The organism is Streptomyces sp. NEAU-YJ-81 (genome assembly GCF_017592595.1).
Taxonomy (GTDB): Bacteria; Actinomycetota; Actinomycetes; order Streptomycetales; family Streptomycetaceae; genus Streptomyces; species Streptomyces hygroscopicus_B.
The window spans coordinates 47,487-69,967 of record NZ_JAGFNO010000028.1 but is presented as its reverse complement, the minus strand read 5'-3'; the positions used below and the strand labels follow the sequence as shown (position 1 = coordinate 69,967).

Sequence of the window (22,481 nt, the reverse complement as noted above, 5' to 3'; positions counted from 1 at the left end):
GCGGTTCGTTTGCAGGACGTGAGTGAGGCGTGAGTGAGGCGTTTCCAGAACGTCAGCGGCCCCGGGAAAAGTGGTGTCCACACCGCGGGACGCCGAAGAAGACTCCCGCACGAGACGCAGGGGAACCCTGATCATGCGTACTTCCCGGATTCGTACCGCCGCCCTGGCCACCGTCACCGCCGCGCTGGCGCTGGGCCTGACCGCCTGCGGCGGCAACGACGGCGGCTCGAAGGCGGCGGGCGGCGACAAGGCCGCCGGCACCTCGCAGAGCCGGTCCGCGTCCGACGGGGACGCCAAGACGGGCGAGCGCTCGACGACCGCCTCGGGCGGGTCGGACGAGGTCGCGAACAAGGCCACGACGGCCGCCCAGCAGTGCCGCGGCGACGAGATGATGGTCACCGCGGTGCACCAGCTCGCCGACCAGCAGGGCGACCACCTGCTGATCACCGCGTCGAACGAGGGCGACAAGCCGTGCTGGGTCACCTCGTACCCGTCCGTGAAGCTCGGCGGCGACGTCGACAGCGCCGCACTGCCGCACTCGAAGAAGGACAACCCGGGCGGCGACAAGCGCATCACGCTCCAGCCCGGCAGCACGGCATACAGCGCGGTGAACCTCTTCGACTACGGCTCGAAGAACCAGACGGCGCAGTCGTTCGCCATCGCGCTGCGCGGCGCGGACGGTCAGGACGGCCCCTTCTACTCCGTCGACAGCAAGGGCGACAAGCCGCAGTTCAGCTGGAACGAGGCCGACGTGCTGAACTGGAGCACCGAGAAGCCGTACGACTTCTGATGGTCACGCCCCCCTGCTCAGCCCGGGCGCCTCGCGTCCACCGGGCCCAGGTCCGGGCGCTTGGCGGTGTGGCCGTCGCCGGAGGAACGGCCGCGGAGCCGCCGGGTGAGCCAGGGGCCGAGGAACGTGGCGGTCCAGCGCAGTTCGCCGGGGGCGGCGCGCCATCCGGTGGGCACGGGTATCACCGGCGGGGGCAGGGGGTGGGTCCAGGTGTCGTCGGTGCCGGGCAGGCTGAGGGCGTGCGCGAGGGCGGCGGCGATGCGTTGGTGGCCGAGGGGGCTGGCGTGCAGGCGGTCGCTGCTCCACAGACGGGGGTCGGCGACCACGGGGTGCCGGCTGGTTTCGGCGACCGTGACACCGTGACGACCGGCGGCTTCGCGGATGCGCTGGTTAAGGGCGACGACGCGCGGGGCGAGGGGACGCGCCAGCGGGGTGATGCGGGCGGGGTCGGGGAAGGTGAGCGTGGCCACGCGGGCGCCCTGGGCGGTGAGCGCGGCGAACATCGCCTCCAAGTGGTGGGCGACATGGTCGGCGTCGAAGCGGGGGCGCAGCAGGTCGTTGACCCCGGCGACGACGGTGGCCAGGTCGGGGCGGAGGGACAGGGCGGGTGCGAGCTGCTCGGTGTGAACCTGCGCGGCGAGGCGGCCCCGTACGGCGAGGTTGGCGTAGGAAAGGCCGGGGTTGTGGTGGGCGAGGTGTTCGGCGAGGCGGTCGGCGAAGCCGCGCAGACCGGTGGCCTCGTCGCCGTCGCCCAGCCCCTCGGTCTGGCTGTCGCCCAGCGCGACGTAGCGACGGTAGGGCGCGTCAGTGCCGGGCATGGGTGTGCTCCCTCTGTCGCAGGACCATGATCGTGCGCTCGCACCAGTCACGGTTGCCCTGTTCGAGGGCCAGGCCGCGCAGGCAGGTCAGATACGGGCCGATGGGGCGGCCGTGGCGAAGGAACTCCTCCTCCGTAAGATCACCGCGGATTTTGCGCAGCAGCTTGCCGAAGAGGTGGATCTTGGCCTGGGCGAAGGCGGCCCGCTCGGTGAGCTGGGCGATCAGGGTCTCGGTGTCGACGTGGTCGGCGGCCTGGACCTTGACGAGCAGGTCGTCGCGGATGAAGGAGGGCTTCGCGAAGGCGGCCGTGAATTCCTCCAGCTCCGCCAGCCCGGCATCGGTCACCTGGAACAGACGCTTGGTGGGGCGGGTCTCCTGGGCCACCTCCCGGCCCGCGATGAGCCCGTCCTTCTCCAGGCGGGTCAGCTCGGCGTAGAGCTGCTGCGGCTGGGCGTGCCAGAAGTTCGCCACGCCGATGTCGAACGCCTTGGTCAGCTGGTATCCGCTGAGCTCCCCCTCGAGCAGCGCTGCCAGCACGGCGTGCCGTAGGGCCATGGGATCGCCTCCTTCATGCCGCTGCCTTCATGCCTCTGCCGCCGGAATGCCTCTGCCGCCGGACACGGAACCATGATAGTCATGAAAATGACTAATCACATCCATGACTAGCGAAGGTGGGGCCGCGATGAACGCTGCCGACCGTTTCCGTGCCGCCGTCGACAACAAGGACCTGACGGCCCTGGACGACCTGTTCACCGAGGACATCCGCCTCTACAGCCCCGTCAAGTTCACCCCCTTCGAGGGCAAGCCGATGGTGCTCGGCCTCTTCGGGGTCCTGCTGCGCACGTTCGAGGACTTCCGTTACGTCGGCGACTACACCGGCACCGCGCAGACCAGCACCGACGGCACCTCCGCCGCGTCGGCGGTGCTGCTCTTCCGCGCCCGGGTGGGCGACAAGGAGATCCACGGCATCGACCTGCTGCACTTCGACGACGACGGCCGGATCAAGGAGTTCACCGTCATGGTCCGGCCCCAGTCCGCCGTCCACGCCCTCGGCGAAGCGGTCCTCGCCGGTCTGGTCGAGGACGGCCTCGCACCGGCGCCCGCGGGCCAGTAGACGCACGTCCTGTCCGTCGCCGCAGGGGCCACGCGGACAGCACGTGATGTGGGGCTCCAGCAGGCTGGAGCCCCACATCACCTCATCGTCCGGCGGAACGGGTCAGAGGCTGTCCGCCATCCCCGGGAGTCCCGGAGGTGTGGGGATGGGCAACTTCTTGAAGCCCTGCTCGCGCTGCGACGCGGGCGTACGGCATGTCAGGTCCTTCGCCGGGAGACGGCCGGTGGACAGATAGCTGGAGGTCGGCTTGTCCGCGCACGACTTGGTGTAGCCGTAGATACCGTGGCCCTCGCCTCCGGCGACGGTGACCATCCGCGAGCCCTTCATGGCCCGGTGCATACCGCGACCGCTGGCCAGGGGCGTCTGCGAGTCCCACTCGTTCTGCAGGATCAGCGCGCCGACCTTGTTGTCGACCTTGGTGGCGGGCTCGCTGCCGTCCTTCTTCCAGAAGGCGCACGGCTTGATGGTGGATCCGAAGTCGCCGTACAGCGGATACTTCGCCTTGGCCCGCAACGCGTCGCTACGGTACTGCTCGGGGTCGCGCGGCCAGTCACGGGTGTCGCCGCACACGACGGACCAGAAGGCGGCGGTGCCGTTGTCCGGGGCCGCGGCGCGGCCGAAGGCCGGCTGGGCGGGACGGCTGGGCGCCGTGGACTCGCCGGTGCGGGCCGGAGCCCCGTCGGCCGCCTTCTTCAGCCTGGCGATGGCCTCCGCGCCCTCGCGCACCGTGAAGAGCGAGGCGCGGATGCCGCCGCGGATGTCGTCGCCGGTCAGTTTCTGGCCGTCGAGCTCGATCGGCTCACGGTCGGCCTGGGCGACCAGGTCCCAGAAGGTCTTGCGAACGGCCTCGGGGGTCTTGCCCAGTTTGTACGTGCTGTGCCGCTGGGCGGTCCACTCGCTCCACCGCGTGAAGGCGGGTTCGGCGCCCTCGGCCCAGATCTGGATCATGCCGCGCCATATGCGTGCCGGGTCCACGGAGCTGTCCAGGACGAATCGGTCGGCGCGCCGGGGGAAGAGCTGCGTGTAGACGGCGCCGAGGTAGGTGCCGTACGAGTACCCGAGGTAGGAGATCTTCTTCTCGCCCAGCACGGCCCGGATGACATCCATGTCGCGAGCCGTGTTCCGGGTGGTGATGTGGCGCAGCTTGTCGCCTTGTTCGGTGTCGCATTTCTCGGCGACGGTGCGCGCCCACTTCACGTCCCGGGCGAGCGTCTCGTCCCGGTAGGGGCGTTCCCAGCTCTCCTCGATGCCGGTCAGACCGCAGGTGACGGGGGAGCTCCGGCCGACGCCCCGGGGGTCGAAGCCGATGAGGTCGTACTTCTCCGTCACGGACTTCGGCAGCTCAGTGGCCAACGAGAGCGGCATGCCGATGCCCGGACCGCCCGGTCCACCGGGGTTGAGCAGCAGCACACCGCGGCGCTCCGCCGCGGTGCTGGTCTTCATGCGCGATATCGCGAGATCGGTCTTCTTGCCGTCGGGGCGGCTGTAGTCCAGCGGGACCTTGATGGTGGCGCACTGGTAGGAGGCCGGAGTGTCGCCGGCGCAGCGGTGCCAGGCCGGCTTCTGACCGAGGTACGGCTCCAGGGGGTTGCCGGCGGCGGAGGCGGTGGCCGGGGCGAGGGCCGGTATCAGGGCCGCGAGGGTGCTCGCCGCCAGGACATGGACGAATGGTCTGGTTCGCACGTGGGGAGTCCTTATGGGCAGTCTGGGTTGTGACGCAATCACCCTTTCTCATGGGGCAGTTGGGGAGAAACCCTCGATGGGATGGGATGCCCTACGCCGCTGGGGGTACAGGTCGGCGGGCAGGTGGCTCTGAAGTCTTACGCCATCGGCCCCCCACGCACGTTGGCTTCCGCGGTGGTCGCCCCGGACAGGAGCCGTAGCGGACAAGACGAAGCGCCCCGGCCGGAGGGTACCGGCCGGGGCGCAGCGGTGCGCCGGGGCGTCAGCCGAGGGTGGCGAGGGCCTGGTTGAAGGTCGCGGACGGGCGCATGACCGCCGCGGCCTTGGCCGCGTTCGGCTGGTAGTAGCCGCCGATGTCGGCCGGTGAGCCCTGGACCGCGAGCAGCTCGTCGACGATCGTCTGCTCCTGGGCGGTGAGCACCTCGGCGAGCTGGGCGAACGCCTTGGCCAGGGCCGCGTCGTCGGTCTGCCGGGCCAGCTCCTGGGCCCAGTACAGGGCCAGGTAGAAGTGGCTGCCGCGGTTGTCGATACCGCCGACGCGGCGGCTGGGCGACTTGTTCTCGGCGAGGAAGGAGCCGGTCGCCCGGTCGAGGGTGTCGGCGAGGACCTGGGCCCGCGCGTTGCCCGTCTTCTGCGCGAGGTGCTCGAAGCTGACCGCGAGGGCGAGGAACTCGCCCAGGCTGTCCCAGCGCAGGTAGTTCTCCTTGACGAGCTGCTGCACGTGCTTGGGCGCCGAGCCGCCCGCGCCGGTCTCGAACAGCCCACCGCCGTTGATCAGCGGGACGACCGAGAGCATCTTGGCGCTGGTGCCCAGCTCCAGGATCGGGAACAGGTCGGTCAGGTAGTCACGCAGGACGTTGCCGGTGACCGAGATCGTGTCCTCGCCGCGGCGGATCCGCTCGAGGGAGAGCTTGATCGCCTCGACCGGCGAGAGGATCTTGATGTCCAGGCCCTCGGTGTCGTGCTCGGGCAGGTACGCCTTGACCTTCTCGATGAGGTTGGCGTCGTGCGCCCGGCCCTCGTCGAGCCAGAAGACGGCCGGGTCGCCGGTGGCGCGGGCGCGGGTGACGGCCAGCTTGACCCAGTCCTTGATCGGCACGTCCTTGGTCTGGCACATCCGGAAGATGTCACCGGCGCCGACGACCTGCTCGATGACCGCGTTGCCCGCCTCGTCCAGGACGCGGACGGTGCCCGTGGTGGGGATCTCGAAGGTCTTGTCGTGGCTGCCGTACTCCTCGGCCTTCTGCGCCATCAGGCCGACGTTGGGCACCGAGCCCATCGTGGCCGGGTCGAAGGCGCCGTTGGCGCGGCAGTCGTCGAGGACGGCCTGGTAGATCCCGGCGTAGCTGCTGTCCGGGATCACCGCGAGGGTGTCGTGCTCCTCGCCGTCCGGGCCCCACATGTGGCCGGAGGTGCGGATCATGGCCGGCATGGAGGCGTCGACGATGACGTCGGACGGCACATGCAGGTTGGTGATGCCGCGGTCGGAGTCGACCATGGCCAGCTCCGGGCCCTCGGCCAGCTCGGCGTCGAAGGACGCCTTGATCGCCGCGCCCTCGGGCAGGGCCTCCAGGCCCTTGAGGATGCCGCCCAGACCGTCGTTCGGGGTCAGACCGGCGGCGGCGAGGGTCTCACCGTGCTCGGCGAAGGTCTTGGGGAAGAAGGCTCGTACGGCGTGGCCGAAGACGATCGGGTCGGAGACCTTCATCATCGTGGCCTTCAGGTGCAGCGAGAACAGCACGCCCTCCGCCTTGGCGCGGCCGACCTGCGCCGAGAGGAACTCGCGCAGCGCCGCGACGCGCATCACGGAGGCGTCCACGACCTCGCCCGCCAGCACCGGCACCGACTCGCGCAGCACGGTGGTGGAGCCGTCGTCGCCCGCCAGCTCGATGCGCAGCGAACCGGCCTCCTGGATCACCGCGGACTTCTCGGTGGAGCGGAAGTCGTCGGTGTCCATATGGGACACATTGGTCTTGGAATCGGCCGTCCAGGCGCCCATGCGGTGCGGGTTCGCCTTGGCGTAGTTCTTCACCGAGGCGGGGGCGCGGCGGTCGGAGTTGCCCTCGCGCAGCACCGGGTTCACGGCGGAGCCCTTGACCTTGTCGTAACGGGCGCGGATCTCCCGCTCCTCGTCGGTCTTCGGGTCGTCCGGGTAGTCCGGCAGCGCGTAGCCCTGCTCCTGCAGCTCGGCGACCGCGGCCTTGAGCTGCGGGATCGAGGCCGAGATGTTCGGCAGCTTGATGATGTTGGCCTCAGGGGTCTTGGCAAGGTCACCGAGCTCGGCGAGGGCGTCGGGGATGCGCTGGCCCTCTTCGAGGTGCTCCGGGAACTGGGCGATGATGCGCCCCGCCAGAGAGATGTCCCGGCTCTCCACGGTGACCCCGGCCGTCGAGGCGTATGCCTCGATCACCGGCAGGAACGAGTACGTCGCGAGGGCAGGGGCCTCGTCCGTGTGCGTATAGATGATGGTCGAGTCAGTCACCGGGTGCTCCGCTCCACGTCTGCAACATTGCTCGACATCAAGATATCTGGTGCCGGGCGCTTTCCCGAAAGGGCCCTGGGCAGAACGACGCGCCCTGGTCACCGCCCGCGCTTCCTGGGATCGTCCCGTCCATGCCGACGACCCTGCGGGGCGCACAGGTGGTGCTGCGCCCCACCGACCCCTCCGATGTCCCCGTCCTGGCCGCGATCCGCGCGAAGCCCGAGGTCTACGCGCGCTGGCGGGGCGGCGAGGACCTGGTGGCGGCGGTGCGCGAGGACCTGGCCGAGCCCGGCGCCGAGCATCTGAGCATCGAGTACGGGGGCGCGGTGATCGGCATGATCCAGTGGGCGGCCGAGACCGAGCCGGACTACCGGCACGCGAGCATCGACATCTATCTGGACCCGGCGGTGCACGGGCGGGGGCTGGGCACCGACGCCGTACGCACCCTGGCCCGCCATCTGATCGCCGACCACGGCCACCACCGGATCGTGATCGACCCGGCGGCGGACAACGCCGCCGCGATCCGCTGTTACGGCAAGGTCGGCTTCCGGCCCGTCGGCATCATGCGGTCCTACGAGCGCGGCCCCGACGGTACGTGGCACGACGGCCTGCTGATGGATCTGCTGGCCGAGGAGATCACGGAGGCGCCGTGAGCGCTCCTGTCACACCCCGTCCACGCGCAGCCGCCATTCGCCCGCCCGGCCGGTGAGGGTGACGGTGGAGAGCGGGCGTATGTCGACGTTCCAGTAGCAGTGCGGCGGCGCCTTGATCGCGTACATCAGGGCGGCGCGGACCACCCCGGGGTCCGCGACGGCCACCATCTTGGCGTGGTCCTCGGCCGGGCGGGTGTCCAGCCAGCCGCCGATCCGCATGATGAAGGCGTGCAGCGACTCCCCGCCGTGCGGTACCGAGCGCGGATCGCCGAGCCAGGCGTCCACCTCCCCCGGTTCGCGCGCCATCACATCGGCGAGGGAGCGGCCCGCCCATCGGCCCATGTCGCAGTCACGCAGGGCGAGTTGGACCAGTGGGGTGAAGCCCAGCGCATCGCCGGTCTCCCGGCTGCGGGCCGACGGCGAGCAGTAGCGCAGCTCCGCCGCGGCCAGCGGTACGAGCGCGGGGGCCGCGCGCTCGGCGGCGAGCCGGCCCTCCGGATCCAGCGGCCGGTCGTCACCGAAGCGCTCCCCCAGCCGGGAGGAGCTGCGGCCGGCGGCGACCAGCGTCAGCCGAAACGTCATCCCGGCATCGTACGGTCACGGCCGGGCTCCGGTGGGCCGCTACGGGGAGAAGACCGGGGCCATCCGGTGTACGCCGGATCGCCGGGCGGCTCGAAGCGGCCGTCCGGTGAACGCGGTGCGCAGCGTGGGTGGCGGGCAGGATGCGGCGCGGACCGCCGGATGCTTCCGGCGGGGACGCCCTGGCCGACGCCCCGGCGGCAAACCACCCGGCGCGGCGCGCCCGGCACGGTCGGCCGGGCGCGTCGGACCGGGCCGGTGGGCCCGGGGAAGAGGACGCAGCGGGGTCGGAGGCGGCGTGCGGACGGGCCCGGACACCCGCCGGACCGCGCCCGGGTCGCACGGCGGCGGGCTGCTGCCCCGGGCCCATTGCGGGTGCTACCGCCCGGGACGCGGTGCGCGGCGCCAATGGTGCGGCCCATAACCACTACGCCCGCCCGAGCACCTCGTCCCACGCGGTACGCAACCGCCGTACGCCCTCGGCCAGTTCGCCGACACCCGCCACCGACGCGAAGCTCAGCCGCACATGCGGCGCGGGCGGTTCGGCGCAGAAGTACGGGCCGCCGGGGGCGACGGCGACCCCGGCGCGCAGCGCGGCGGAGTCCAGCGCGGTCTCGTCGGTGCCCTGGGGCAGCCGCAGCCACAGGTGGTAGCCGCCGGGCGGGACATAACGCAGCTCCAGGGCGGGCAGTTCGCGCCGTACGGCGGTGACGAGCACGTCGCGGCGGGTGCGCAGCTCGGCGGCGACGTTGCGCAGATGGCGGGGCCAGGAGGGGGCGCCGACGAGTTCCAGGGCCGCCTCCTGGAGCGGGCGGGGCACGAAGAAGCTGTCGACGACCTGGATCGCGCGCAGCCGCCCCAGCGCGGGGCCGCGGGCGGCGAGCGCGCCCACCCGCAGGCTGGGCGAGGTGGGTTTGGTGAGCGAGCACACATGGACCACCACCCCGTCGGGGTCGTCGGCGGCGAGTGTGGGGGCCAGCGGGGGCGCGTCCTCGTGGACGAGCCGGCGGGCGAAGTCGTCCTCGACCACGAACGCGCCCGCCTCACGGGCGATCCCGATCACCTCGCGGCGCCGCTCGGGGGCGAGCATCGCCCCGGTGGGGTTCTGGAACAGCGGCTGGCAGACGAAGACCCGGGCGCCGGTCGCCCGCAGCGCCTCGGCGAGCAGCTCGGGCCGGACCCCCTCGGTGTCCACCGGCACCGGGACGGGGCGCAGCCCGGAGGCGCGGGCGGCGGCGAGCACCCCGGGGTAGGTCGGGGATTCGACGAGGACGGGCGCGCCGGGCGGGGCGAGGGCGCGCAGCGCGCAGGTGAGCGCGGACTGGCCACCCGCGGTGATCAGCACGTCGGCGGCGCCGAGGGTTCCGCCCGGGCCGCCGATCTCGCGGGCGAACCAGGCGCGCAGCTCGGGGAGCCCCTCCACCGGGGGGCGGCCCCATGCCCCGGGCCGCCGTCCGGCGCGGGCCAGGGCGGCGGACAGCGCCCGCTCCGGCTGCAACGAGGAGTGCAGATAGCCGTTGTTGAATTCCAGGATCCCGTGCGGTGGCGCGGCGAGCGTGGCCAGGACGCCGGAGGCGTCCACCGAGCGCCGCACCGGCTCGCCGGCCGTCTCCACGCTCAGCGCGACCTCCTGCCAGGAGGTGTCGCCCGGCCGTGGCGCCGCGGCCCCGGGGCGGTCGGCGCGGAAGGCACCGGCGCCGGGGCGGGTGACCACCAGCCCTTCGGCGGCGAGTGCGGCGAGGGCACGGGAGACGGTGACCGGGCTCACCCGGTGGCGCTCGACCAGGGCACGGCTGGACGGCAGCTTCTCTCCGGGTGAGTAGCGGTCCAGCTCCTTCCGCAGTGATTTCGCGAGTTCGGCCACACTGCTACGCTGTTCCATGACAGCACAGGATAGCGCTACTGATGACAGTGCGATAGCGGTGAGCGGCGGCCCCACCGGGGGCGGGGACAACACCGCCCGGGGCGGGGACAACACCGCCCGGGGCGGGGACAACACCACCCGGGGCCGGGGCGTCACCCCGTCGCCGTCCGCCGCCCGCACCGGCACCGTGCTCGCCATGCTCGGCGTGGCCGCCTTCTCCCTGACCTTCCCCGGCACTGCCTGGGCGCTCACCGGCCTCGGCCCCTGGTCGGTGACCACGTGCCGGGTGGTGCTCGCCGCGCTGATCGCGGGCGGCGCGCTGGCCGCCCTGCGGGTGCCGGTGCCGGACCGCCGCCACTGGCCGGGGCTGCTGGTCGTGGCGGCCGGGGTCGTCGTGGGCTTCCCGCTGCTGACCACGCTCGCCCTGCAGACCTCCACCACGGCGCACGCGGCCGTGGTGGTCGGCCTGCTGCCGCTCACCACCGCCGCCCTCTCCGCCGTACGCACCGGGGTGCGGCCCTCGCGGACGTTCTGGGCGGCGGCGCTGGCCGGGGCCGCGGTCGTGATCGCCTTCGCGCTGCAGCAGAGCGGCGGCGCACCCACCGCCGGTGATCTGTATCTGTTCGCCGCGCTGCCGGTGTGCGCGGCGGGCTATGCCGAAGGCGGACGGCTGGCCGGCCATATGCCGGGCTGGCAGGTGATCGGCTGGGCGCTGGTGGGCTGTCTGCCGCTGTCGGTGCCGGGCGCGGTGCTCGCACTGTCGGCCGAGGACGTTCACCTCGGCGGCCGCGCGGTGGCCGGGCTGCTGTGGCTGGCGGTGGGCTCGCAGTTCGTGGGCATGGTGGTCTGGTACCGGGGGATGGCCGCCATCGGGGTGACGCGGGCCAGCCAGCTCCAACTGGCCCAGCCGCTGCTCACGTTGGTGTGGTCGGTGCTGCTCCTCGGCGAGGAGCTGACCCCCGCCGCCCCGATCGCCGCCGTGGCGGTGCTGGTGTGCATCGGGGTGACGCAGCGGGCGCGGGTCCCGGCGACGAGGGCCGTACGGATCCCGGCGGCGGCGGGCCGGGCACAGGGAACCACGGCAGTGGAGCGGGCTCCCGAAGCGGCGAGCCGGGCTCCCGAGGAGGCGGGCCGGGCTCCCGAGAAGGCGGGCCGGGCTCCCGAGAAGGCGGGCCGGGCTCCCGAGGAGGCCGAGCGGATCCCCGAAGCGGCGAGCCGGATCCCCGAAGTGGGGGACCGGAATCACCCCCCGGCGGGGGCAAACCAGGACAACCGGCCATAGACTGGCCCCAGGGATCGCATTGCCCTCCAGCGGACAGGAGGTCACGCACATGGAGGCGACCGTAGGCGACAAGCTGCTGGTGCACGGCAGGGTTGTCGGGATTCACGATCGTGTAGCGGAGATCATCGAAGTGCTCGGGACCGACGGGGAACCGCCCTACCGCGTGCGTTACGAGGACGACGGACACGAGTGCCTGTTCTCCCCCGGGCCCGACTCGGTCGTCCGCCACCTGGCCGCCGGACCCGGGCAGCGTTAGCCGGCCCGGGGCCCCGGCTCAGCGGGGCGGACGGACACGATGGGGATAGTGGTCGGCGACCACACGCGCCATGGCGCCGTTGCGGTCGGCGGCCACTTCCTTGGCCGAGAAGTACACATTGCCGCGCACCTGCGGAAAGCCCTGGTCGAAGGTGAGGTGCCGGGACAGCTCCGCCGGGTCCTGCCAGGGCGCGGGCTGCGCCGGATCGCCCGCCTTGTAGAGCGCCTCGCCGATGTAGAGGTTCACACCCGTGCCCCGGACCACCTCCGACCACCAGGGGACGAGCGCGGCGTAGTCGGCGGCGGCGAAGCCGATGTTCCAGTAGACCTGCGGGACGATGTAGTCGAGCCATCCCCGCCGCACCCAGCCACGGGTGTCCGCGAAGAGGTCGTCGTAGGTCTGCACCCCTGCCGTGGTGGCGGAGCCGAGCGGGTCGGTGGCCTGGTTGCGCCAGACGCCGAAGGGGCTGATGCCGAACCGCACCCGCCGCTTCAGCCGCTTGACGCGCACGGCCGTCTCGTACACCAGCCGGTCGATGTTGTTCCGCCGCCAGGCCGCCCGGTCCGGGAAGCCCGCACCGTAGCGCGCGTAGGCCGCGTCGTCGTCGAAGACCTGGCCGGCCACCGGATAGGGGTAGAAGTAGTCGTCCCAGTGGACGGCGTCGATGTCATAGCGCGCGACCGCGTCCAGCATGGCGTCCTGGACGAAGCGGCGGACCTCGGGCAGCCCGGGGTTGTAGTAGAGCTTCCCGCCGTACGGCACGACCCACTCGGGGTGCACCCGGGCCGGATGGGTGGGGATCAGCCGGGAGGGGTCGGTGTGGTTGGCGATCCGGTACGGGTTGAACCAGGCGTGCAGCTCAAGACCGCGCCGGTGCGCCTCGCGCACGGCGGTGCCCAGCGGATCCCAGCCCGGGTCCCGGCCCTGCACGCCGGTGAGGCACTCGGCCCACGGCTCGTACGGTGAGGGCCACAGCGCGTCCGCCGTCGGCCGCACCTGGAAGACCACCGCGTTGAGCCGGCGGCGCACGGCGGTGTCCAGGAAGCTCAGCAGCTCGGCCCGCTGCTCGGCCGCGGTGAGACCCGGTTTGGACGGCCAGTCGCGGTTGGCGACGGTGGCCAGCCACATCCCGCGGAACTCGGGCCGATGCCCACCGCCCCGCCCCTCCGCCAGCGCGTCCCCCGCCGTGACGGTGGCGGCCAGGGCTCCGGCGGCCGCGGCCGTCAGACTTCTGCGCGTGATCCGACCCATGCCCAGCTCCTCGCCTCGGTCGTGTCGCCAACGTAGCGCCGCCGCCCGCCACCGGCCGGGTCCGCGGCCCCAGGAGGCCGTCTCCCTACCGGCCCCGGGCAGGCATCGCGCCGGAGGAGGCAACTCCCGCTGATGATGGGGCCCTTGTGGGGCGCCCGGCAATGCCTATCGCGAATCCGGGCCGCGCAAGCCCAACACCCCTTGAGGACCGCTTGACTTCACCCTTCTCGCGCGGCCATCCGGCCGCTAGCATCGGATGACGCACGCATGGGAGCGCTCCCAAATAGCCTCGCCCGCAGGGCCCGCACCCCTCACTACCCCCACGTCCGGAGAGGAAGTTCCCGTGCGCAGCAAAGGCAGCAGACCGCTCGGCGCGCTCATGGCCGCGCTGGCACTCGTCGGCGGCTTACTCACCGCCGCCGCCTCCCCCGCGGCGGCCCGCCCAGAACCGGCCCCCGCCCGGGACACCGCCCAGGCCGACGCCTACACCTGGAAGAACGTCCGGGTGGACGGCGGCGGCTTCGTCCCCGGCATCGTCTTCAACCGCAAGGAGAAGAACCTCGCCTACGCCCGCACCGACATCGGCGGGGCGTACCGCTGGGACCAGTCCGGCAAGCGGTGGGTGCCGCTGCTGGACTCGCTGGACTGGGACCACTGGGGCTGGACCGGGGTGGTGAGCCTGGCCAGCGACTCCGTGGATCCCGACAAGGTCTATGTGGCGGCCGGTACGTACACCAACGGCTGGGATCCGGGCAACGGCGCCATCCTGCGCTCGTCCGACCGGGGCGCCAGCTGGCAGTCCACCACCCTCCCCTTCAAGCTGGGCGGCAATATGCCCGGCCGCGGCATGGGGGAACGGCTGGCGGTCGACCCCAACAAGAACAGCGTGCTCTACCTCGGCGCGCCGAGCGGCAACGGGCTGTGGCGCTCCACCGACTCCGGTGTCACCTGGTCGAAGGTGGCGTCCTTCCCCAACCCCGGCACCTACGTCCAGGACGCGAGCGACACCAGCGGCTATCTGAGCGACAACCAGGGCGTGGTGTGGGTGACCTTCGACGAGCGCACCGGTTCTTCCGGCAGCGCGACGAAGACCGTCTACGTGGGCGTGGCCGACAAGAACAACACCGTCTACCGCTCGACGGACGCGGGCGCCACCTGGTCGCGGGTGGCCGGACAGCCGACCGGCTATCTCTCCCACAAGGGCGTCCTCGATACGAAGAACGGCTATCTGTACCTCACCACCAGCGACAAGGGCGGCCCGTACGACGGGGAGAAGGGCCAGGTGTGGCGGTACACCACGGCCACCGGGGAGTGGAAGAACATCAGCCCCATGACGGACGCCGACACCTACTTCGGCTACAGCGGGCTCACGGTGGACCGGCAAAAACCCGGCACGCTGATGGTGACCGGCTACAGCTCCTGGTGGCCGGACACCCAGATCTTCCGCTCCACCGACTCCGGCGCCACCTGGACCCGGGCCTGGGACTTCACCAGCTACCCCAACCGGTCCCTCCGCTACACCCAGGACGTCTCGTCCGTCCCCTGGCTGACCTTCGGCGCCAACCCCTCCCCGCCCGAAGTGACCCCGAAGCTGGGCTGGATGACCGAGGCGCTGGAGATCGACCCGTTCGACTCCCGCCGGATGATGTACGGCACGGGTGCGACGGTCTACGGCACGGAGAACCTCGCGAACTGGGACACGGGCGGCACCATCACCATCACGCCCATGGTCAAGGGCCTGGAGGAGACGGCGGTCAACGATCTGGCGAGCCCGCCCACCGGCGCCCCGCTGCTCAGCGCGCTCGGTGACATCGGGGGCTTCCGCCACACCGACCTCGACGCGGTGCCCGCGAGGATGTACACCTCGCCGACGTTCACCACGACCACCAGCCTGGACTACGCCGAGACCAACGCGAACACCGTGGTCCGGGTGGGCAACAACGACTCCGCCCCGCGGATCGCGTTCTCGACCGACAACGGCGCCAACTGGTTCCAGGGCAGCGAGCCGTCCGGGGTCACGGGCGGCGGCACGGTGGCCGCGGCGGCCGACGGCAGCGGCTTCGTCTGGGCCCCGGAGGGCACCTCGGCCGCTTACCACACCACCGGTTTCGGCAGCTCCTGGTCGGCGTCGAGCGGCATCCCGGCCGGGGCGGTCGTGGAGTCCGACCGCAAGAACCCGAAGAAGTTCTACGGCTTCAAGGCGGGCACGTTCTACGTCAGCACCGACGGCGGCGCCACCTTCACCGCCAGGGCGTCCTTGGGGCTGCCGGGCGACGGCCCGGTGCGGTTCAAGGCGCTGCCGGGCGCCGAGGGCGACATCTGGCTCGCGGGCGGCAGCACGGCCGGGGCCTACGGGCTGTGGCACTCCACGGACTCCGGCGCGACCTTCACCAAACTGAGCGGCGTCCAGCAGGCGGACACCATCGGCTTCGGCAAGGCGGCGCCGGGCGCCTCGTACCAGGCGCTCTACACCAGCGCGAAGATCGGCGGGGTGCGCGGCATCTTCCGCTCCACCGACGCCGGGGCGAGCTGGACCCGGATCAACGACGACGCCCACCAGTGGGGCTGGACGGGCGCCTCGATCACCGGCGACCCACGGGTCTACGGCCGGGTCTACGTGGCCACCAACGGCCGCGGCATCCTGCGCGGCGATGCCTCGTGACCGTGGTGTGAGAGCCCCGTGCGCAAGACGGGGACGGGGGCGGGCCGGGGCCGGGAATCCGGCCCCGGCCCGCCCCTTGCCGATAACCGGAGGGTAACGTCTGGGGCGACAGGGGGACGGCACAACGGACAGTTGGACCAGCGAAAGGCACGATGTGACCGACATCGAACGCGTCGGAGTGGTGGGCTGTGGCCAGATGGGTGCGGGCATCGCGGAGGTGTGCGCCCGATCCGGCCTGGACGTCATGGTCGCGGAGACCACGGGTGAGGCCCTGGAGATAGGGCGCACCCGGCTGACCAACTCCCTCGGCAAGGCCGCGGAGCGCGGCAAGATCACCGAGGAGCAGCGCGACGCGACGCTGGACCGGCTGAGCTTCACCACCGACCTGGGGGAATTCGCCGACCGTGACCTCGTGATCGAGGCGGTCGTCGAGAATGAGCAGGTCAAGACGGAGATCTTCCAGGTCCTCGACCAGGTGGTGACCCGCCCGGACGCGATCCTCGCCTCCAACACCTCCTCCATCCCGCTGGTCAAGCTGGCCGTCGCCACCTCGCGCCCGGATCAGGTGATCGGCATCCACTTCTTCAACCCGGCGCCCGTGCAGGCGCTGGTGGAGCTGATCCCGGCGCTCACCACCGGTGACGAGACCATCAAGCGCACCGAGGCACTGGTCCACGACGTCCTGGACAAACACGCCATCCGCGCCCAGGACCGCGCGGGGTTCGTGGTCAACGCGCTGCTCATCCCGTATCTGCTCTCCGCCATCCGGATGTTCGAGTCCGGGATCGCCAGCCGCGAGGACATCGACAACGGCATGGAGATGGGCTGCGCCCATCCGATGGGCCCGCTGAAGCTGTCCGACCTGATCGGCCTGGACACGATCGCGGCGATCGCCGACTCGATGTACGGCGAGTACAAGGAGCCGCTGTACGCCGCTCCCCCGCTGCTGCTGCGCATGGTGGACGCGGGCCGGATGGGACGCAAGTCGGGCTCGGGCTTCTACACGTACTGAGCACGCACCGGGAACTGACCAGGCACCGGGGGCGCACCGGGCGCTTTCGCCTCGTCCTCGTCACTCCGAGTCGTCGAGGTCACTCCGAGTCGTCGAGGTCGCGGCCCGCGTCGGCGCCGAGGACGCCTTCCAGCTCGGTGATCTCCCCGACCAGCCGGAGCACGTCCCCGGTGCCCTCGAGGGCGAGCTGCACTTCGGCGACGCCCGTATCGGCGGGCCGGGCCTCCTCCTCGGCGCGGACGACCCGGGTGGTGCGGTCCCGGCCCTTCCAGGGCGCCCGGTCCACCCGGACCCGCAGCACCCGGTACCCGGCCGTCGTACACAACTCCAGGACGCGTGGCAGCAGCCCGGCGCCCACCCGGTAGGACAGTTGCAACTCCACCCGTTCGGCCGACCAGAGGGCCGGCAGCCGGTGGGTGAGCAGCGGATAGCCGCGGATCACCAAGAAGTGCACCGCGGTGACCGCGGTGGCCAGCAGGGCCAGACCACCGCCGCAGGCCATGCCCACCGCACAGGTGAGCCAGACGGTCGCCGCGGTGGTCAGCCCGTGGACGGCATCGCGCCGGACGAAGATCAGGCCGCCGCCGATGAAGCCGATACCGGAGACGACCTGCGCCGCCACCCGTGAGGGGTCCAGGCCGACGTGGTCGCGCAGCAGCACATCGGTGAAGCCGTACTGGGAGACCTGCATGAACAGCGCGCTGCCCACGCCCACCAGGGTGTGGGTGCGCAGCCCGGCGCTCTTCTGCTGCACCGCCCTCTCGAGCCCGATCAGGGTGGACAGCACCAGCGCGACGCCGAGCTCGGCGAACTGCCGTACGCCCTGGTCGACACCGAATTCCCACATCGGAGCGGCGATCAGTCGCACATCCGTCCCTTCTGTCCGGTCCATCCGGTCTGTCCGCCCCCGCGGTCCCTACCTTCGACCGCCGTCCCCCATGCGTACCCGTTGAGTACCCGCGTTTCGCACGGGGTGTGCGCCGGTGACTCACACACCATCCCCACACACGCTCCCGCACTACCTGTGCATGCGCTTGACTCGGAGCGTTACCACTGCACGGACGTTACATCCGGAAGGGGATCAACCCGTGACCACCGAGCCCGAGCAAGCCGCGTTAGCCGTGGAGCTCGCGGAATTACGCCGGTCCGTCGACGTGGGCTTCACCCGCGTCGACGGCCGGCTCGCCCTGCTCGACCACCGAGGAGAACAGGCTGAGGAGGACGTGAACCAACTGGGCGGGCGGATGCGGATCCTGGAGCACGGACGCTGGCCGCTGCCCTCCATCGCCGCCGTGACCGGGGTATCCGCCCTGGCCCTGGCGATATGGCAGGCAGCGGGACACTAGCGCCGGTGCGGACGGCGGCCCGGCCTACCCGAGCCTGATGTGGTGGAGCAGCAGCAGCGCCGCCGCCATGTTGGCCGCGGGCACCTCACCGCGTGCGACCAGGTCGGGCACCATCTTCAGCGGCACCCACTCGCGGCGGTCCGACTCGAAGTCGTCCTCCGGGTGCCCGACGTACGACGCCTCCTCGGCCCAGTAGATGTGGTGCCGTGCGTCGGTGAGCCCGTTGGACGGCTCGACGGAGAGCAGATGGCGCAGCGGGCCGGGGCGCCAGCCGGTCTCCTCCTCCATCTCCCGGGCCGCGGCGTCGGCGATGTCCTCACCGTCCTCGACGACGCCCGCGGCCAGCTCCCAGCCCCAGGCGTCGGTGATGAACCGGTGGCGCCACAGCAGCAGCACCTCGTTGGCCGCGTTCACCACCGTGGCCACGGCCACGGGACGGAGCCGGATCAGATAGTGGTCCAGATGGCGCCCGTCGGGGAGCCGGACATCGGCGAGGTTGACCCGGAACCATCGGTTCTCGTACACGGTCCGCTCCCTGAGGTTCTTCCATCGCACTGTCAGCCACCTTTCGTCGAAACGGGAGGCCATCGTGGGCCACCCGCTGACGAGAGTGCGGACCGCGAGCGGAACCGCCGGTCACAGAGGAACGCGCAGCGCCCCGTCGATGAGCGCGGCGGCCTCGGCTGTCGCGGCGCTTCCGCTGGCCGCGAGGTGCTCCCGTACCGCCCGCAACCGGTCGCGTAACCGCTGGGACTCCATGCCCCGCGCGCGCTCGGTCATCTCCACCGCCGTGGCGCCCGCCCGGTCCACGTCCCCCTGACGCAGCTCGATATGGGTGAGCATGGCGAGCCGGTGCACCCGGCCCCGGTCGTGCGCGGGGGTGCCGACCGCGGCGGTGGCGTGCTCGCGGGCGCCGCCGAGGTCGCCGAGGCTCAGCAGCGCCTCGGCCACCTGGACGTTCACCAGACCCGGCTGGACATAGCCGGTCTCGTCGGGCTCCTGGCCCGGTCTGATCCGGTCGGCGGCGGTCTCGGCGCGCCGGATGCAGGACAGCGCCCCGGCGCCGTCGCCGAGCCGGGCGTACGCCTTGGCCTGCATGGCGTAGAGGTCGGCGGCGAGCGCGGGGGTGATCTGGGAGCCCGCGGCGCGCAGCGCCGATTCGGCGAAGGCGACCGCCTGCCGGTACTCCTTCATGAAGAGGGACTGGTTGACCAGCAGCGCTATGACATAGGCGCCCAGACCCCGGTCGCCACTGGCCTTGGCGAGCCGCAGCGCCTGGTGGAAGTAGCGCTGGGCCAGGCCGTGCGTGTTGGAGTCGTACGCGCAGATCCCGGCGATGGCCACCAGGCCGCCGGTCGCCCGGTGCAGCTGGCGGCCGGTGTCGTCGGCGTAGCTGCCGCGCAGCAGCGGTGCGGCCTCGGAGTTGAGGAACCCCACCACCCGGGTCCGGGTCGCGACGCCGCCGGCCTTGCGGTACATCTGCTCGTAGTGGGCACGGGCGGCGCGCAGCGTCTCGATGTCGGTCATGCTGACCCGGGTCAGACCGCGCCGGGAGACATCGGAGTCCTCGGGAGGGTTCTCCCACTCCCACACCGGGATGACGGCGGGGGTGCCGGTGACCGCCGGGGCCTCGACGACATGCGGGCGCTGCTGCTCGTCGGAACGCCACAGCGCGGTGGCGCGCTCGACGAATCCGGAGAGCGGGGTGGCGGGGCCCCGGCGGCTGCCCGGGGTGCCGAGGCCGATGTCGTCCAGGGTGAGGGCGCGGTGCAGCCGCTCGCCCAGCACCTCGCAGATGAGGTCCGGCACCTGGCCGCGCGGCCGCTGGCCCTTCAGCCACCGGGCCACCGCGGTGTGTTCGTACCGCAGCTTCATCCCCCGGGCCCGGCCTGCCTCATTGACATGGGCGGCCAGTCCGGCGTGGGAGACTCCGGCCTCGTCGAGCACGGAGTCGAGCAGTGTATTGGGCTCCATCTCGCCCTCCCGAAACGCTCGGTGACGCCAGCGTAGTGGAGGGGGATTCGCACGGGGTGTGAACGGACGGGGTGTGAACGGACGGGGCGGGGCGGGCCGTTGGCGCGGCGTGCAGGGGGTGTCCGGCGGGTCTTTCCCCAACCCGCCCCTTCCCGATACCAGAGGCTCCGCCCCTGGACCCCGGAGGCTGGGGCGAAGCCCCGGTTGGCGAAGGGGGCGGGGCGGGGAACAGCCTGCCCACCCGTGCCCGTTGCCAAGGGCCTCACCCGTGAACCCCGGGTCCGGGGCGGAGCACGGTTGGCGAAGGGACGGGGAGAAGCGCGCCCGCCGTGTCCGTTGCCAGGGGCCTCACCCGTGGACCCCGGGGGCTGGAGGCGAAGCCCCGGTTGGCGAAGGGGGCGGGGCGGGGAACAGCCTGCCCACCCGTGCCCGTTGCCAAGGGCCTCACCCGTGGACGCGGAGTTTGGGGCGGAGCCCTGCCACGTGGCGGAGCCGCATTTCGATGCTGTGGGAAGGGGCGGGACCAGCCTGCCCGCCCGTGCCTGTTGCCAGGGGCCTCGCCCCTGGGCCCCGCGGTCTGGGGCGGAGCCCCACCGCGCGGCGGAGCCGCATATCGATGCTGCGGGAAGGGGCGGGGAGGGGAACAGCTCGCCGCAGGCGTCAAGGCCCGGCGGACAACCCTAGCCCCGGTGGGCGTCGGCGGCCGGGCGGGTGAGGGCCGTGGTGGCGGACAGCGGACAGCGGTCGAAGCGCAGCGCGAGCAGCGCGACATCATCGGCGAGCCGCCCGCCGGTGTGGCGCAGCAGCGCCGAGCGCACCCCCGCCACGACCGCCGCGGGGACGAGCGGCCCGGGGCCCGCCGCCTCGGACAGGGCGCGGCGCAGGGGGAAGAACGTGCCGTGTGCGTCGCGCACGTCCTCGGCGCCGTCGGTGTGCAGCACCAGCGTGTCGCCGACGCCCAGGGCGCTCCAGCGGGCGGTGGGAAGCTCGGCGGGGAGCGGGAAGAGGCCGAGCGGCGGCAGCACCTCACCGGGCGCGGTCTGCCGGGCCATGGCCGGGCCCACCGGCTGTTCGTAGAGGCGGTACGGCCAGGGGTGGCCGCAGTTGAGCGCGGTGACCTCGCCGTCCGCGCCCACCTCCAGCAGCAGGACGGTCACGAACTCCTCGTCCACGTGGCTGTCCAGCGGGCACTCCCCGCTCGCGCGTGCCCGCAGATGGCGCTCCAGGGCGCGGTCGAGCCGGCGCAGCACCCCGCTGAGCAGGGGTTCCTCATGGGCGGCCTCACGGAAACTGCCGAGGACGGCGGCGACCGTGCCGATCGCGGCGAGGCCGTGCCCGCGCACATCGCCCATGATGACGCGGACGCCGTACGGGGTGGCCAGCGCCTCGTAGAGATCGCCGCCGACGACGGCGCCCCGGCTGGCCGAGAGATGGCCGCCCGCCAGCTCGATGCCCTCCAGCCGGGCCGGGAGCGGCCGCAGCACCACGTCCTGCGCGGCGGTGGCCACCGCCCGGAGCTGTTCCAGTTCGCGCACCAGCCGCAGCTTGCGGCCCGCTGTGAGATAGCAGGCGACGGCCACGCCGAGGATGGCGCAGCAGGTGACCAGGGCGGCGTGCGGCTCCTTCCCGTCGCCGTCGGGCTCCAGGGCGGTCGGAGGCGCGAGGGCGAACAGCAGGCTGGCGCCGCCGAGCAGCACGATGCATCTGCGACGACCGCTGCTCGCGCAGGCGATGGCGGGTGCCGCGGCGAGGAGCGCGACGACCTCGGTGTGGTGCGGGGTCAGCAGCGCCCAGCAGATGGCGCCGAGCACCCACAGACAGGGGACCACGCGGGTGACCGCCCGCAGACTCCGTGCCCTCCGTACGAACGCGCCGCCGACTGCCGATGTCCCGATCATGTGTCGCCCCCAACGCCGGCCAATGAGGCGGTCGGCCGGGCCCCTGGACGATCGATCCCGCGCGAGCCGTGCGACCGGCACGATTCTGGCGACAGCTCCTGCCAATTGGACCCGCCCCTTCCGGATCTCACCTGATCGGGTGACCACGCCCCGGGCAGCCACCCGAACACCCCACCGCCCCGCGGACGCGGTGTCGGCTGTTTGCCGTCCACCGGGACGACCCGGCACGGGGCCACGGCCCCGAGCCCCGCCCCCGTGGACCGCGGCCCCACCCCCGCCGGAATCGCCGACGACGCCCACCCCGCCACGGCGGTGGCGGCGCCCCATGCAAAGGGGAGCGGGCGACCGCGCCCCGGGCGACCCGACAAACCCCACCACGCCGAGGACGCGGTGTCGGTGCCGTCCAGCGTGACGAGACGAGCGAGCCCCGCCACCGAGCCGCCAACAGCGCCCACCGCGCCACGACCGTGGCCGCGACCCACACGCGGGGGCGAGCGAGCGCGCACCGGGCAGCTCCCACACGCCCCGCGGTGCGCGAACGCTTTGGCTGATTACCGCGACGGGGCGAACGAACGCGGTCCCGAGCCGCCAACGGCGCGTACACCGCCACCACCGTGACGGCGACCCGCCGGCAAGGGGCGGGCGACCCCGCACCGAGCGGCCCCCAAGTACCCACCGTGCCGTGACGGGTGACCGTGGCAGGGGGCCGCGACGCGCGCTGTCTGCGCGGAAGCCCTCACGGGCAGAGCCGAGGAGGAGGGAGACGGCGGCAGGGGAACGGGGAGGCGCGTAAACCACCGCCTCGGGCCGCCCGGA

18 protein-coding genes and 1 pseudogene are annotated in these 22,481 nt (G+C 72.3%); 8 read left to right on the top strand and 11 right to left on the bottom strand.

What is annotated here, in order from left to right; translation table 11 throughout:
• Window positions 1–133: 133 nt before the first annotated feature.
• Entirely contained in the window at window positions 134–790 is a 657-nt protein-coding gene (locus tag J5X86_RS39105) for a DUF4232 domain-containing protein (protein ID WP_208521405.1), read from the top strand.
• A 17-nt stretch (window positions 791–807) separates the two neighbouring features.
• Here the strand turns inward: J5X86_RS39105 and J5X86_RS39100 are convergent, their stop codons facing one another.
• Both J5X86_RS39100 and J5X86_RS39095 read right to left on the bottom strand, forming a co-directional pair.
• On the bottom strand, window positions 808–1,608 hold the full coding sequence (locus J5X86_RS39100) for an SGNH/GDSL hydrolase family protein (protein ID WP_208521404.1): 801 nt from the start codon (window positions 1,606–1,608) through the stop codon (window positions 808–810).
• Complete coding sequence (locus tag J5X86_RS39095) at window positions 1,595–2,164, bottom strand: PadR family transcriptional regulator (protein WP_208521403.1); 570 nt, start codon at window positions 2,162–2,164, stop codon at window positions 1,595–1,597. The genes J5X86_RS39100 and J5X86_RS39095 overlap by 14 nt, the downstream gene beginning before the upstream one ends.
• A 127-nt stretch (window positions 2,165–2,291) precedes the next feature.
• Here J5X86_RS39095 and J5X86_RS39090 point away from each other — a divergent pair, with 127 nt between their 5' ends.
• Complete coding sequence (locus tag J5X86_RS39090; protein WP_208521402.1) at window positions 2,292–2,723, top strand: nuclear transport factor 2 family protein; 432 nt, start codon at window positions 2,292–2,294, stop codon at window positions 2,721–2,723.
• Between the two features lie 102 nt (window positions 2,724–2,825).
• On the opposite strand, the gene J5X86_RS39085 is transcribed toward J5X86_RS39090, so the two are convergent.
• Both J5X86_RS39085 and J5X86_RS39080 read right to left on the bottom strand, forming a co-directional pair.
• Complete coding sequence (locus J5X86_RS39085) at window positions 2,826–4,406, bottom strand: alpha/beta hydrolase (protein WP_208521401.1); 1,581 nt, start codon at window positions 4,404–4,406, stop codon at window positions 2,826–2,828.
• Between the two features lie 262 nt (window positions 4,407–4,668).
• A complete protein-coding gene (locus tag J5X86_RS39080; RefSeq protein WP_208521400.1) occupies window positions 4,669–6,888 on the bottom strand; it encodes an NADP-dependent isocitrate dehydrogenase in 2,220 nt (739 codons plus the stop codon).
• 131 nt (window positions 6,889–7,019) lie between these two features.
• Here J5X86_RS39080 and J5X86_RS39075 point away from each other — a divergent pair, with 131 nt between their 5' ends.
• A complete protein-coding gene (locus J5X86_RS39075) occupies window positions 7,020–7,541 on the top strand; it encodes a GNAT family N-acetyltransferase (protein ID WP_078639959.1) in 522 nt (173 codons plus the stop codon).
• Between the two features lie 9 nt (window positions 7,542–7,550).
• On the opposite strand, the gene J5X86_RS39070 is transcribed toward J5X86_RS39075, so the two are convergent.
• Both J5X86_RS39070 and J5X86_RS39065 read right to left on the bottom strand, forming a co-directional pair.
• On the bottom strand, window positions 7,551–8,123 hold the full coding sequence (locus J5X86_RS39070; RefSeq protein ID WP_093466036.1) for a histidine phosphatase family protein: 573 nt from the start codon (window positions 8,121–8,123) through the stop codon (window positions 7,551–7,553).
• A gap of 424 nt (window positions 8,124–8,547) precedes the next feature.
• Window positions 8,548–10,002, bottom strand: a complete 1,455-nt coding sequence (locus tag J5X86_RS39065) for a PLP-dependent aminotransferase family protein (RefSeq protein WP_208521399.1) — start codon at window positions 10,000–10,002, stop codon at window positions 8,548–8,550.
• 157 nt (window positions 10,003–10,159) lie between these two features.
• Between J5X86_RS39065 and J5X86_RS39060 the strand changes: the two are divergent.
• Together J5X86_RS39060 and J5X86_RS39055 are read left to right on the top strand one after the other, a co-directional pair.
• Window positions 10,160–11,005, top strand: a pseudogene (locus J5X86_RS39060) (DMT family transporter); the annotation flags it as partial.
• Window positions 11,006–11,315: 310 nt separating this feature from the next.
• Window positions 11,316–11,522: a DUF1918 domain-containing protein gene (locus J5X86_RS39055; protein ID WP_014056134.1), complete on the top strand. Its 207-nt coding sequence runs from the start codon at window positions 11,316–11,318 to the stop codon at window positions 11,520–11,522.
• Window positions 11,523–11,540: 18 nt separating this feature from the next.
• Here J5X86_RS39055 and J5X86_RS39050 read toward each other — a convergent pair whose 3' ends face one another.
• A complete protein-coding gene (locus J5X86_RS39050; protein WP_078639963.1) occupies window positions 11,541–12,773 on the bottom strand; it encodes a glycoside hydrolase family 10 protein in 1,233 nt (410 codons plus the stop codon).
• Between the two features lie 343 nt (window positions 12,774–13,116).
• Between J5X86_RS39050 and J5X86_RS39045 the strand changes: the two genes are divergently transcribed.
• Together J5X86_RS39045 and J5X86_RS39040 are read left to right on the top strand one after the other, a co-directional pair.
• Entirely contained in the window at window positions 13,117–15,435 is a 2,319-nt protein-coding gene (locus tag J5X86_RS39045; protein ID WP_374229338.1) for a xyloglucanase, read from the top strand.
• Between the two features lie 154 nt (window positions 15,436–15,589).
• Entirely contained in the window at window positions 15,590–16,447 is an 858-nt protein-coding gene (locus tag J5X86_RS39040; protein WP_078639964.1) for a 3-hydroxybutyryl-CoA dehydrogenase, read from the top strand.
• A 79-nt stretch (window positions 16,448–16,526) separates the two neighbouring features.
• Here the strand turns inward: J5X86_RS39040 and J5X86_RS39035 are convergent, their stop codons facing one another.
• Window positions 16,527–17,339, bottom strand: a complete 813-nt coding sequence (locus tag J5X86_RS39035) for an MgtC/SapB family protein (RefSeq protein WP_243982596.1) — start codon at window positions 17,337–17,339, stop codon at window positions 16,527–16,529.
• A 196-nt stretch (window positions 17,340–17,535) separates the two neighbouring features.
• On the opposite strand from J5X86_RS39035, the gene J5X86_RS39030 reads away from it, so the two are divergent.
• Window positions 17,536–17,793 (top strand): hypothetical protein, encoded by a 258-nt coding sequence (locus J5X86_RS39030; RefSeq protein WP_208521397.1) that lies wholly within the window; start codon window positions 17,536–17,538, stop codon window positions 17,791–17,793.
• Window positions 17,794–17,817: 24 nt separating this feature from the next.
• On the opposite strand, the gene J5X86_RS39025 is transcribed toward J5X86_RS39030, so the two are convergent.
• The 3 genes from J5X86_RS39025 to J5X86_RS39015 form a co-directional block, all read right to left on the bottom strand.
• Complete coding sequence (locus J5X86_RS39025; protein WP_086710837.1) at window positions 17,818–18,381, bottom strand: NUDIX hydrolase; 564 nt, start codon at window positions 18,379–18,381, stop codon at window positions 17,818–17,820.
• Window positions 18,382–18,429: 48 nt separating this feature from the next.
• A complete protein-coding gene (locus J5X86_RS39020; RefSeq protein WP_078639969.1) occupies window positions 18,430–19,767 on the bottom strand; it encodes a transcriptional regulator in 1,338 nt (445 codons plus the stop codon).
• Between the two features lie 680 nt (window positions 19,768–20,447).
• On the bottom strand, window positions 20,448–21,665 hold the full coding sequence (locus J5X86_RS39015; RefSeq protein WP_243982594.1) for a PP2C family protein-serine/threonine phosphatase: 1,218 nt from the start codon (window positions 21,663–21,665) through the stop codon (window positions 20,448–20,450).
• Window positions 21,666–22,481: the final 816 nt, after the last annotated feature.